The sequence below is a fragment of the Sandaracinaceae bacterium genome, from assembly GCA_016706685.1.
GTDB lineage: Bacteria > Myxococcota_A > Polyangia > Polyangiales > Houyiibacteriaceae > JADJJE01.
In genome coordinates, this window is record JADJJE010000005.1 from 161,751 (window position 1) to 174,158 (window position 12,408).

12 protein-coding genes are annotated in these 12,408 nt (G+C 68.7%); 7 read left to right on the top strand and 5 right to left on the bottom strand.

Annotated features, from left to right (window positions below; translation table 11 throughout):
• Nucleotides 1-12: 12 nt before the first annotated feature.
• Both IPI43_10260 and IPI43_10265 read left to right on the top strand, forming a co-directional pair.
• Nucleotides 13-1,365 carry a flotillin family protein gene (locus IPI43_10260; GenBank protein MBK7774508.1) on the top strand — a complete coding sequence of 451 codons (1,353 nt, stop codon included), beginning with the start codon at nt 13-15 and terminating at the stop codon, nt 1,363-1,365.
• A 56-nt stretch (nt 1,366-1,421) separates the two neighbouring features.
• Entirely contained in the window at nt 1,422-2,741 is a 1,320-nt protein-coding gene (locus tag IPI43_10265; protein MBK7774509.1) for a flotillin family protein, read from the top strand.
• Nucleotides 2,742-2,788: 47 nt separating this feature from the next.
• On the opposite strand, the gene IPI43_10270 is transcribed toward IPI43_10265, so the two are convergent.
• Both IPI43_10270 and IPI43_10275 read right to left on the bottom strand, forming a co-directional pair.
• Nucleotides 2,789-3,844, bottom strand: coding sequence for a hypothetical protein (locus IPI43_10270; GenBank protein MBK7774510.1), 1,056 nt, complete (start codon nt 3,842-3,844; stop codon nt 2,789-2,791).
• Complete coding sequence (locus IPI43_10275; protein MBK7774511.1) at nt 3,837-4,511, bottom strand: hypothetical protein; 675 nt, start codon at nt 4,509-4,511, stop codon at nt 3,837-3,839. Before IPI43_10275 ends, IPI43_10270 begins: the two co-directional genes overlap by 8 nt.
• 271 nt (nt 4,512-4,782) lie before the next feature.
• Between IPI43_10275 and IPI43_10280 the strand changes: the two genes are divergently transcribed.
• Nucleotides 4,783-6,156, top strand: coding sequence for a glycosyltransferase (locus IPI43_10280; GenBank protein ID MBK7774512.1), 1,374 nt, complete (start codon nt 4,783-4,785; stop codon nt 6,154-6,156).
• Between the two features lie 173 nt (nt 6,157-6,329).
• Nucleotides 6,330-6,761, top strand: coding sequence for a hypothetical protein (locus IPI43_10285; protein MBK7774513.1), 432 nt, complete (start codon nt 6,330-6,332; stop codon nt 6,759-6,761).
• Nucleotides 6,762-6,773: 12 nt separating this feature from the next.
• On the opposite strand, the gene IPI43_10290 is transcribed toward IPI43_10285, so the two are convergent.
• Complete coding sequence (locus tag IPI43_10290; protein MBK7774514.1) at nt 6,774-7,859, bottom strand: UDP-N-acetylmuramate dehydrogenase; 1,086 nt, start codon at nt 7,857-7,859, stop codon at nt 6,774-6,776.
• Nucleotides 7,860-7,935: 76 nt separating this feature from the next.
• On the opposite strand from IPI43_10290, the gene IPI43_10295 reads away from it, so the two are divergent.
• The 3 genes from IPI43_10295 to IPI43_10305 all read left to right on the top strand — a co-directional run bounded on the left by IPI43_10295 (nt 7,936) and on the right by IPI43_10305 (nt 10,950).
• Nucleotides 7,936-8,634, top strand: coding sequence for a metallophosphoesterase (locus IPI43_10295; protein ID MBK7774515.1), 699 nt, complete (start codon nt 7,936-7,938; stop codon nt 8,632-8,634).
• Between the two features lie 54 nt (nt 8,635-8,688).
• Nucleotides 8,689-10,014: a serine--tRNA ligase gene (gene serS, locus IPI43_10300; protein ID MBK7774516.1), complete on the top strand. Its 1,326-nt coding sequence runs from the start codon at nt 8,689-8,691 to the stop codon at nt 10,012-10,014.
• Between the two features lie 108 nt (nt 10,015-10,122).
• Nucleotides 10,123-10,950 carry an SDR family oxidoreductase gene (locus IPI43_10305; protein ID MBK7774517.1) on the top strand — a complete coding sequence of 276 codons (828 nt, stop codon included), beginning with the start codon at nt 10,123-10,125 and terminating at the stop codon, nt 10,948-10,950.
• Nucleotides 10,951-11,007: 57 nt separating this feature from the next.
• Here the strand turns inward: IPI43_10305 and IPI43_10310 are convergent, their stop codons facing one another.
• Together IPI43_10310 and IPI43_10315 are read right to left on the bottom strand one after the other, a co-directional pair.
• Nucleotides 11,008-11,451, bottom strand: coding sequence for a hypothetical protein (locus tag IPI43_10310; GenBank protein MBK7774518.1), 444 nt, complete (start codon nt 11,449-11,451; stop codon nt 11,008-11,010).
• 171 nt (nt 11,452-11,622) lie between these two features.
• Nucleotides 11,623-12,390, bottom strand: a complete 768-nt coding sequence (locus IPI43_10315) for a serine/threonine-protein phosphatase (GenBank protein MBK7774519.1) — start codon at nt 12,388-12,390, stop codon at nt 11,623-11,625.
• Nucleotides 12,391-12,408 lie beyond the last annotated feature (18 nt).

Below are 12,408 nucleotides of genomic sequence, written 5' to 3' on the forward strand. Positions count from 1 at the left end.
TGGGGTTTTCACATGACGCAACCATATACGGGCTACACCCCTCCGGCGTACCCCACTACTCCCGTTCCCATCGAAGAGCCGAGCGCCGCCGTGGAGGCCATCGAGTTGCTCATCAAGGCGGGCATGGCGGGGCTCTTCGTGGCCTTCCTGCTGCTGATGCTGGTGTTCTTGCTGCGCCAGTTCCTGCTCATCTCGCGGCCCAACGAGGCCCTGGTCTTCAGCGGCAAGAAGTCGCGCGGGCCCAACGGCGAGACGCTCCCGTACGCCATCGTGAAGCAGGGCGCGCGCGGCATCCGCATCCCCATCCTGCACCGCGTGGACCGCATGGACATGCGCCTCCTGCCGGTGGACATCCGCATCCAGAACGCCTACTCGGCGGGCAACATCCCGCTGCACATCCACGCCATCGCCACGGTGAAGATCCACTCGGACGACACCTTCATCCGCAACGCCATCGAGCGCTTCCTGGGGCGCTCGCTCGGTGAGATCCAGCAGGTGGCTCAGCAGACGCTCGAAGGCGCCGTGCGCGAGGTGGTCGCGTCGCTCACGCCCGAAGAGGTCAACGAAGACCGCCTCAAGTTCGCCGAGAACCTGATCCACGCAGCCGAAGACGACCTCCACAAGCTGGGGCTCATGCTGGACACGCTCAAGATCCAGAACGTGCACGACGACACCGGCTACTTGGACTCGCTCGGGCGCCCGCGCATCGCGGCCGTCTTGCGTGACGCCGAGAACGCCGAGAACGAGGCGCAGGAGAAGATCACGAGCGCGCAGGCCGGCTCGCACCAGAAGGCGGAGGTCTCGCGCGCCCTGGCCGAGACGGCCACCATCGAAAAGCAGAACGAGCTGCGCCGCGTGCGCGCCGAGCTGGACGGTGCCGCGCTGGCCATCGAGCGCGAGGCCGAGATGGCCGCCAAGACCGCGCGTGCCCAGGCCGAGCAAGAGCTCTACTCGCTGCGCAACGCCGTGGAAGAGCGGCGCCTGCAGGCCGACGTGGTGGTGCCCGCCAACATCAACCGCGAGGCCCGCGCCATCTTGGCCGTGGGTGAAGCGGCTCCCACCGCCGAGAACGGCCGCGCCGCGGTGGAGGTGCTGCGCCTCCTGAGCGAGGCCTGGCAGACCATGGGGCCCCACGCGAAGGAGCTCTACGTCATCCAGCACCTCGAAGAGCTGGTGGGCGCGGTCGTCGCCAACCTGCAAGACGTGTCGGTCGGTGAGGTCACCGTCATCGACCAAGGCGACGGCAGCGGCCTCGCGAGCTACGCCGCCGCGTACCCCATGATGGTGGGCCGCGTCATGCAAGCCCTGGCCGAGAGCACGGGCGTCAACATCCCTGCCATCCTCAACGAGCGAGGTGTGTCGTGACCGGTTTCGTCGCCCTGGTAGTCCTGTTCGGGCTCGCGCTCGTCGCGTTCCTGGTCATGCTCTTCGTCATCCGCAACCTGCTCTACGTGTGCCAGCCCAACGAGGTGCTGGTGTTCTCGGGCACCACGCGGCAGTCCTCCGTGGGCATCGTCGGCTACCGCATCATCAAGGGCGGCCGCGCCATTCGGAAGCCCATCATCGAGGCGGTGGACCGCATCGACCTCACCAACATGATCATCGAGGTGTCGGTCACCAACGCGTACTCGAAGGGCGGCATCCCGCTCAGCGTGAACGGCGTGGCCAACATCAAGATCCCGGGCGAGCTCCCGCTGCTGCACAACGCGCTCGAGCGCTTCCTGGGCCGCAGCCGGCAGGAGGTCATGCAGGTGGCGCGCGAGACGCTCGAAGGCAACCTGCGCGGCGTGCTCGCCACGCTCACCCCCGAGCAGGTCAACCAAGACAAAGAAGCCTTCGCGGGCAAGCTCACCGAAGAGGCCGAGCACGACCTCAACCGCATCGGCCTGGTGCTGGACACCCTCAAGATCCAGAACGTGTCGGACGACGTGGGCTACCTGAACGCCATCGGGCGCATGCGCAGCGCGCACATCCGGCGCGACGCGGCCATCGCCGAAGCCGCAGCCCAGGCGCAGGCCTCCGAGGTGAAGTGGACCAGCCAGATGCGCGGTGAGGTCAGTAAGCTCGAGACGGCCATCGAGATCGCCCGCAAGGAGAACGACCGCCGCATCGCGGACGCACGCACGCGCCGTCAGGCCGTCATCGCCGAGCAGCTGGCGGCCGTGCAGGCCGACGTGGCCCAGGCGCACGCCGAGGTGCAGATGCAGGAAGCGCGCATCGCACAGGTGCAGCTGCGGCTGCAGGGCGACATCATCCAGCCGGCCACCGCCCAGTGCGCCGAGGCCATCGCGCAGGCTCAGGCCGGCGCCGTGACCAGCATCGAGATGGGCAAGGCCACCGCCCAGGTGCTCACCGACCTCGCCCGCACCTATACGGAGAGCGGCGGCTCTGGCCGCGACGTGCTCCTCATGCAGAAGCTGCTGCCGGTGCTCCGGCAGGTGAGCGGCACCATCGGCGAGATCAAGGTCGACCGCCTCACGGTCATCGGCCAGGACGGCAACAACAAGAGTGGTGGTGGCTCGCTCGCGGGGCAGCTGGTGGCTGCCAACGAGCAGGTCAAGGCCGCCGTGGGCGTGGACCTGGGCGAGGCGCTGCGCACCAAGCTCGGGCAGCCTGCTGCGCCGCGTGCGGCCGTGGCGCCGCGCCAGATCCCTGCGGCACCCAAACCTCCTTCGGACCGCCCGCGCGCCAACACGCCGCCGCAGAACTTCGGCCCCGTGACGCGGCGGCCCGCGGGCTGAGGTTTTCGACCCTGGGCGCCCTGCCCGCCGCTCCGCGCGCCGCGAGGCTAGGCGCCCTGCGGAGCGGCAGGCGGCGGGGCGCTGGCCGGTTCATCGGGCTGCGCGCCAGCCGGTGAGGCCGCCTCGGGCACGAAGCGCAGCGCCCTCCACCATCGCGTGGCGGGCAGGCGCTGCAGCAGCCGAGGGTTCACCCAGCAGGCGTACATCGCCAGCAAGCCCGTGGTGAAGATCCCGATGTTCATCAGGATCCAGAGCGTGGTGTGCAGCCCGAGGCCAATGGCGATCCACGTGCGCTTGAACGCCCACCAGCCACGCGTGCTCCGCAGCAGCAGGTCCGGGTCGCTCCGGGTGTGCGAGCAGGCCACCACCATCAGCCCCGCCAGCGCCTCGAACCAGAAGGTGGTGAACGCGCCCACCTGCGTGACCCACGCCGGTACCCAGGTCATGTCCCAGCGCACGAAGTGCTGATAGCGAAGGATGTAGAAGAGCGACATGTAGTCGCCGCGCGCGGACCAGAGCGAGTGGTCCTTGCTGAGGGCAGCCGACGTGTACAGCCAGACGAGCTGCGCGATGATCAGGTAGCGCGGCCAGGCCGGCACCAGCACGTTGGGGCGCGCCCAGGCCCCGTGGCGCAGGCGCGCGTCGAGCGAGAGCGTGGCGGCACTCTGGCTGAGCACCAGGATCATGGTGGCGAGGCGCAGCAGCTGATCGATGCCGCGATCGCCCTCGCCGTAGAGCGCGGCCAGCTGGAGCTGGGTCACGATGACCAGCAGCCCCGACACGCGCGTCAGCAGGCCGAGAGCGAAGCAGACGGCCGCGGCGATGCCCCCGTAGACGGCCACGTGCACGGCGAGCGGGCCGGGCCCGAAGACCTCTCGCACGAGCGGCTGCACGTCGAGTGAGCGGGTGTAGCCCATGTTGTACTCGGCCGCGTCGCCGAATATGGTCAGCTCGAGGTCCAGGCACGCCAGGTAGATGAGGTCGTAGGCGAGGACGCACCCGATGGCGATGCGCAGCAGGGCGAGCGCGGTGGCGGGCTCCCGCTCGTTCCAGAATGCGACGTAGCGCGCGAGGCGCCCGGGGGTGACGGAGGCGTCAGTCACGGGGGGCCTGCATATCCTCCTGGAACTGTTCTCGGGTGATGCGGATGCCGTTGGCCCACCCGCTGCGTTCGGGGTGCGCCACCCGCTCCGCGTAGTCGCGGTAGTCGAGGCGCTTCATGCGTACGCGCACCTCGACCGCGTCGTCGTAGGTGTAGAACACCCGCTTCGCGACCCAGCGACAGAATGCGTAATACGGCCCGGGGGTGCCGTTGTCGAAGGCGATGTAGGCAGCGTGGACACGGCGGTACTCGATGCGCTCGGCCTCGAAGCGCGCGTCTGGGTCATGAACCGTATAGAGCGTCTCGAACTCGTCGCGGCCAGCGCGGCGCATCTCCACGTGCAGCGCGAAGTTCTGCTTCTCGGCGCCTTCGAACATGTTCCACGTCTGCCCTGCGCGCAGCCCGCGATAGATCCACGCCAGCGGCCACGTGACCTGGGCCCGGAGCGAAATCAGCTGCGCGCTGTGCCGAGCGATGCGCGCGCGGCTCTCCGCCTGGGTGTCGTCGGTGAGGCTCTGGACGCGCTGCACCAACGGTTGCCAGTAGTCACCCTCCAGCCGCTCTTCGTCCAAGTCGGGGATCTGAACGCCGAAGAGGACCGCGTGAACGATCACCAGCGTGAGGAGGGCGGCGCGCACCGTCGGCCAGCGCTCGATCAGACGAGTCATGGTGGGCCAAGCATGACGCGCGGGCTCCAACTTGTCTTGACGTTGATCAACCCCCTGCGCCCGTCTGCGGCAGCTCAGGCGCAGCGCCGACCGTCAGACACAAGCACAAACAACGAATTACATCTTGGTGACAATTGCCAGGTCGCCGCCGATCCGAGGAGGACTCATCGTCTGGCCACCGGAGCTAACCGTGCAAATCGCCATCATCATCCTGTACCTCATCACGCTCGCCATCCTCGGCATCTACGGCTTCCATCGCGGCCATCTGCTGATGCTGTACTGGAAGCACCGCAAGAACATCCGCAAGCCGGCCACCCCCTACGCCGAGGAAGACCTGCCGATGGTCACGGTGCAGCTGCCGATGTTCAACGAGATGTACGTCGCCGAGCGTCTGCTCGAGAGCATCACGCTGCTGGACTACCCGAAGCACAAGCTCGAGATCCAGGTGCTGGACGACAGCACGGACGAGACGGTGCAGATCGCCTCCGCCAAGGTGGAAGAGCTGCGCACCCGCGGCTTCGACGCGGTCTACCTGCACCGCACCGACCGCACGGGCTACAAGGCCGGCGCGCTGGCCGAGGCCACCAAGGTGGCCAAGGGCGAGTTCCTCCTGGTGTTCGACGCGGACTTCGTGCCCACGCCCAGCATCATCCGCAACCTCATCCACCACTTCACGGACGAGAAGGTCGGCATGGTGCAGGCGCGCTGGGGCCACATCAACCGTGAGTACTCCACGCTCACGCAGTGCCAGTCCATGATGTTGGACGGCCACTTCTGCATCGAGCACATCGCGCGCAACCGCTCGGGCCGCTTCTTCAACTTCAACGGCACCGCAGGCATCTGGCGCCGCGCGGCCATCGCCGACGCGGGTGGCTGGGCGCACGACACCGTCACCGAGGACATGGACCTCAGCTTCCGCGCGCAGCTCAAGGGCTGGGAGTTCGTCTACGTGCCGGACGCCGTGGCGCCCGCCGAGATCCCCTGCGAGATGAACAGCTTCAAGACGCAGCAGTTCCGTTGGGCCAAGGGCTCGGCGCAGACCACCCGCAAGCTGCTCTGGACCGTGCTGAAGGCCGACATCCCGCTCAAGGTGAAGATCGAGTGCGTCTTCCACCTGACCAACAACTTCGCCTATCTGTTCCTGGTGGTGCTGGCCATGCTCCAGCTGCCCAACATGCTGATGCGCCAGGACATGCAGCACCCTGAGCTCCTGCTGCTCGACGTGCCGCTCTTCCTCTCCACCTGCGGCTCCATCTGCGTGTTCTACCTGGTGACCCAGAAGGAGCTCTACGGCGGCTGGATGGCGGCTGTGAAGCGGCTCCCCATGATGATGGCCATCGGCATCGGGCTCAGCATCAACAACGCCCGCGCCGTCCTCGAGGGCCTCTTCGGCAAGGACATCACCTTCGTCCGCACGCCCAAGCACGGCATCGAGAACACCAACAAGCGCCCCACGTGGAAGACGGCCGCCTACCGCGGCAACTGGTCCATGCACTCGCTGCTCGAGGTGGCCTTCGGCCTCTACTTCGTGGTCACCATCGGCCTCGCCATCGCCACCGGCAACTACATCAGCGTGCCCTTCCTGATTCTCTTCATGGTGGGCTTCCTCTACGTCGGTGGGCTCAGCCTGTACCAGACGCGCTGACCCGGCTCGCCCCTCGCTGGGGCGGCCCACGACACCCGAAAAGGCGTCGTCATCCTCGGATGGCGGCGCCTTCTTCGTGCTGCTACCGTCCGGCCGTGTCGCGTGCCTCCCGAACCGTCGTTTTCCCTTCTTCTTCGCGCATTCTGGCCCGCTCCGCCTTCGCGGCGCTGGCAATGCTGCTGCTCTCCGCCACGGGCTGCGCACCGGAGATCGGTGACCGCTGCTCGGTGTCGACGGACTGCTCGGTGAACGGCGACCGCATCTGCGACACCGCCCAGCCGCGCGGCTACTGCACCGTGCAGGGCTGTGACCCGGACTCGTGCCCCAACAGCAGTGTCTGTGTGGAGTGGCGCTTCGAGCCCAGCCGCACCACCCAGACCTACTGCATGGAGCGCTGCAACTCCGGCTGCGGCCGGGAGGGCTACGAGTGCGTGGCCGACGACGACCCGCGCCTCGAGAGCGGCGGCACCAGCCTCGCCCGCGTCACCGACCTGGGTGGCCGGCGCGACGCGAAGTTCTGCGCCGCCGTGGCGGCCGAAGAGGTCACCAGCATGTCGCTCACGTCCTCGCCCAGCAGCTTGCCCGACGCCTCCACGCCGCTCTGAGGCGCCCGGCGGCTAGGCGCGCACCCCTGCCAGCAGCTGCGGCTCACGCTGCAGCGTGACGCCGAACGCTGCCTCCACGCGCGCAGCCACCTCGTCGGCCAGCGCCAACAGCTCGGCGGTGGTGCCGCCGCCGTGGTGCACCAGCGCAAGCGCGTGCTTGCTGCTGACGCCCACGTGTCCCCGCCGCAGCCCCTTCGTCACGCCAGCGCGCTCGATCAACCACCCCGCCGCCAGCTTCACGCGGCCGCCGCTCTCAGGCCAGCTGGGCAGCTCGCTCCCTGCGCTCACCACCCCCGCCGCCACCGCGCGCTCACGCACCTGCGTGGCCTGCGCCTCGCTCACGATGGGGTTCGTGAAGAACGAGCCCGCGCTGTGCGTGTCCACGTCGTCGGGGTCCAGCACCATGCCCTTCGCGCGGCGCAGGGCGACCACGGTGTCGTGCACCTGCTGGAGCGTGGGCTGCCCCTCCGGAACCAGCGCAGTGATGGCTCGCTCGAGCTCGGCGTAGCGCACGGCGGGTGGGCCACCACGCGTGAGCGCGAACGTCACCTCCAGCACCACGTAGCGGTGCGGGTCGCGCTTGAACACGCTGTCTCGGTAGGCGAACTCGCAGGCCTCACGCGTGAAGGTGACCTCGTCCAGCGTGCTGCGGTCCAGCGCGCGCACCGTGAGCAGAGTGTCCGCGACCTCTTGCCCGTAGGCCCCCACGTTCTGCACTGGGGTAGCGCCGGTGCTCCCTGGGATTCCCGCCAGGCACTCGAGGCCCGCAAGCCCCTGCGCCACGCTGGCGCTCACCACGCTGGGCCACGGCGTGCCGGCCTTCACGCGCAGCGCCACCCGCCCGTCATCCAGCGGCATGAGCGCGTGGCCGCTGGTCTCCATGGAGAGCACCAACCCGCGGAAGCCCTCGTCGGGCACGATGGTGTTGGAGCCGCCACCCAGCAGCGCCAGCGGCATCCCGCGGTCCGCCGCGTGGCGCACCGCTTGCAGCACGTGCGCGTCCTCGGTGGCGCGAGCGAAGTGCCGCGCCGAGCCCCCCAGCCCGAGGGTGGTTCGCCCGGCGAGGGGCACGTCGCGTTCGATCGGCACTCGGCTCATGCGCCTTCATAACTCAGGACCGACCGCAGCGGGTATGTCGAGCGCGAGGGCGGGGGCTGGCGTAGGATGCGGCCCCATGTCTCCCGGGACACCACCCTATGCGCGGCTCCTCATGCTCGGCGACGTCCACGCCGAGTCCGAGAGCGTGCAGCGCGTGCTCGACCACGCCGACGCGCACCTGGGCGTGGATGCGAGCCTGTGCGTGGGGGACATCGTGGACGGGGTGGGCGACGCGGACGCCACCCTCGCAATCCTGCGCGAGCGTGGGGTGATCACGGTGGCCGGTAACCACGAGCGCTGGTTCCTGCACGACGAGATGCGCCACCTGGCCAACTGCACGCCCACGCTGCGCCCCGAGAACCGGGCCATGCTGGAGGGCCTGCCGCGCACGCTGCGCCTGCCCACCATCGCCGGCGGCGCCATCCTGTGCCACGCCGTGGGCGAGGACGACGAGTCGTTCCTGCGCAGCACCACACGCGGGTACGACCTCCAGATCGAGGCCCTGCGCGAGCTCATGCTGGACCCGAGCGTGCAGTACATGCTGGCCGGCCACACGCACGAGCGCATGGTGCGGCGCTTCCAGGGGCTGGTCGTGGTCAACGCGGGCACCCTGCGGCGCGACGACTCCCCCGGCTTCATCGTGGTGGACTTCGAGCGCAAGCTCGTGCGCTGCTTCGACATCGGTGACCTGGGAGCGCGCATCGAGGAGCGCGAGCCGCTGGCCCTCCCGCAGCCGCTGCCGGTCCCCAGCCTCGAAGACGACGACCTGTACTGAGCAGGCCATAAACTCCGCTGGATCCGGCGGCGCCTGCGGGGTACACCCGCCGGCATGCTGGATCCGCGCTTCGTCACCGATAACCTGCCCGAGGTCAAAGCCGGGCTCGCCCGCCGTGGCTTCACCGACGAGGCCACGCTGGACCGCCTGGCCGCGCTCGCCCAGGCGCGCCGCGCCGCCATCGCCGAGACCGACGCGCTGCGCGAGCAGCTCAACCGCGAGAGCGCCGAGATGGCCAAGGTGGCCGACAAGCGCTCGCCCGAGTTCGCCGAGAAGCGCGACGCCCTGCGCGCGCTGGGTGACCGCATCAAGGCGTCCGAGCTGGCCGCCGACGCGGGCATCGCCGAGCTGGAGGCGCTGCTGCTCACGCTGCCCAACCTGCCCGCGCCCAGCACGCCCGACGGCAAGAACGAGCACGACAACGTGGAGCTGCGCGTGCACGGCCAGCGCCCCGAGTTCGGCTTCGAGCCGCTGGACCACGTGGCGCTCGGCGAGCGCCTGGGCATCCTCGACTTCGAGCGCGGCACCAAGCTGAGCGGGGCCCGCTTCGTGGTGCTGCACGGCTTGGGCGCGCGGCTCGAGCGCGGGCTCATGCAGTTCATGATGGACATCCACGCCGACGAGCACGGCTACCAGGAGGTCTGGGTGCCCGCGCTGGTGAAGGACAGCGCGCTGCGCGGAACGGGCAACCTGCCCAAGTTCGCGAAGGACCTGTTCCGCATCGCCAAGGACGCGGAGTGGGAGGCAGAGAGCGACGCCAGCGGCCACGAGCTGTACCTGATCCCCACGGCGGAGGTGCCCGTCACCAACCTGCACGCCGACGAGATCCTGGAGGCCGACACCCTGCCCCGCGCGTACTGCGCGTACACCCCCTGCTTCCGCAGTGAGGCCGGAGCCCACGGGCGCGACACACGCGGGATGATCCGCCAGCACCAGTTCGACAAGGTGGAGCTGGTGCGCTTCGTGACCCCCGAACAAGCGGAAGCCGAGCACGAGAAGCTCACGGCCCACGCCGAGGAGATCCTGAAGCGCCTCGGGCTGCACTACCGCGTGGTGCAGCTGTGCGCAGGCGACATGGGCTTCGGCTCGCAGAAGACCTACGACCTCGAGGTGTGGATTCCGTCGCAGAACACGTTCCGCGAGATCTCCAGCTGCTCGTGGTTCGGCGACTTCCAGGCCCGCCGCATGAAGGCCCGCTTCCGGCCAGCGCCCAAGCAGAAGCCACGCCTGCTGCACACGCTCAACGGCTCGGGTCTGGCCATTGGCCGCACGCTGGTGGCGCTGCTCGAGAACTATCAGCAGGCGGACGGCTCGGTCATCATCCCCGAGGCCCTGCGCCCCTACGTGGGCGGCCGCGAGCGCATCTCCCCGGCTGGCTGAGCCCCGGGCCGCGCATGCTCATCGTGGCAGCGTGCGCGGACGCCTTGCCACCGGGCGGCCCTCGACCTACTCTACGGCTGAATGAATCGTCATTCATTGTGAGGACACATGGAGAGCATTTTCCGACCGGGTCTGTTCGAGGGTGACGTCGCTATCGTGACGGGCGGTGGCACGGGCATCGGCCTCCTGGTGGCCGAAGAGCTGGGCCGGCTGGGCGCCAAGGTGGCCATCTGCGGCCGCCGCCCCGAGCCACTGCTGGAAGCCGCCACCAAGCTGGAGGCGCTGGGCATCGAGGTGCACCAGGGCAGCTGCGACATCCGCGAGCCCGAGTCCATCGACGCCATGCTGAGCGCCATCCAAGAGCGCTTCGGCAAGGTGGACATCCTGGTGAACAACGCCGGCGGCCAGTTCCCGAGCCCCGCGGCCATGATCTCCCCGAAGGGCTTCGGCGCCGTGGTGCGGAACAACCTGCTGGGCACCTGGAACATGACCCACGCGGTGGCCAACCGCTTCTTCATCCCGCAGAAGCGCGGCCGCATGGTGAACATCATCGCGCAGATCGCGCGGGGCTTTCCCGGCATGGTGCACACCGGGGCGGCGCGCGCCGGCGTGGAGAACATGACCAAGACGCTGGCCGTCGAGTGGGCCATGCACGGCATCCGCGTGAACGCGGTGGCGCCGGGCGTCATCAAGACCAGCGGCACCCGGCAGTACCCGCCCTCGCTGCTGGAGAACGCCATCAAGGCGTGCCCGGTGAAGCGCCTGGGCACGGGCGAAGAGGTCACGCACCTCATCACTTACCTGTGCTCCACCTACGCCGACTTCATCACCGGCCAGACCATGTACATCGACGGAGGCGCCAGCATCTGGGGCGAGCAGTGGTTCATCCCTGCCGACGTGCCGCAGTACCCGCCGTATCCGGTGCCCGAGGACTGAAGTGGGCACCCCGGACTGAAGTCTTTCAAGCCGTGGGTCCCAATCGAGCCTCGCCCCTCAGCGGATCACGATGCGCCGCGTGAGCCAGCGGTCGTCGTGGCGGTTCAGGTAGAGCGTCACGTCGTGCAAGTCGCCGCTGGCACGAAGGCGCAGGGCCACCACGGCCGAGCCACCGTCATGGTTCACGGTCTGCTGCACGGACTGCACGTCGCGTTGCTCGGCGAAGTCGAGCGCGGCGCGCAGCGTGTCGGCGGCGTCCACCTCGTCGCCCTCGGCGAAGTCCCGGTGACGGCCGCCCACGGTCACTTCGAGGGCCTCGCGCTCGGGTGCCACGTAGCGCAGCAGCTCGTCCACCCGGCGGCCGGGCTCCTCGCTGGTGAACACACTGGCGAGCTCCCCGAGGCGCTCGGTCTCGGTGACCACCAAGGCATCGGCCACCGCGGAGACGGCGCTGACCAAGACGAAGACCACCAGGAAGGGGAGGAAGATTCGGCGTAGCACGGGGGACGGTAGTGCACGCTGCATGCCACCCGGCGACAGGGCTCGAACATGCGGGGTTTCAGCGATATCGCGCGTGATCCCGGCCACCGGGTCCCAACGGACGGGCCAGCAGCGAGACAAAATGGCAGACCATGGTGGAGCGGTGATGACAGGGCGTCATCCCGACACCGCTCACTCGGTGATGAGCACCGCCACCACCGTGACGTTGTCGTCGCCGCCGTTGGCGTTGGCTTCCTTCACCAGCTCGGCCACCAGCTGCTCCATGTCGTCCCCGGCACGCGTGGCGATGGCGTTGATGGTGGCGTCTTCGATCATGCCGTTCAGGCCGTCGGAGCAGAGCACGTAGACGTCGCCGGGCTGCGGCGCGTCGGGCAGGAGGTCCACGGCCACCGAGTCCTGCATGCCGAGGGCGCGTGTGATGACGTTCTTGGGGAGCTCTGCCACCTGCTCGGCCGTCATGTCCGGCATGACCATGAGGTAGTCGTTGACCAGGCTGTGGTCACGCGTGAGCAGCTCGATGGCGCCGCGGCGCACGCGGTAGGCACGGCTGTCGCCCACGTGCGCGATGAACGTCTGCCCCTTGTCGCGGCTCAGGAGGATGCTGACCACCGTGGTCCCCATGCCGTGCACTTCGCGGTGCTTGACCGAGGCGTCGAAGATCTTGCGGTTGGCGATCTTGATGCCGGTCAGCAGGCGGTTCTCGTCCACCGAGAGGTGCGGGTCGAAGCTGAACGGCCACGTGGCGTCTTCCGAGCTGGTGGCTTCGAAGAAGGACGCGATGGCGTGCGTGGCCATCTTGCTGGCGACATCTCCGGCCCGATGGCCCCCCATTCCATCCGCGACGATGAACAGGCGGTGCTCCGGAAGGATGCAGAAGCTATCTTCGTTGTGCTCTCGATGCCTACCGACGTCCGAGAGACCTGCCGCGATGAAGTTCATGAAGGGTGCGGAACCTAA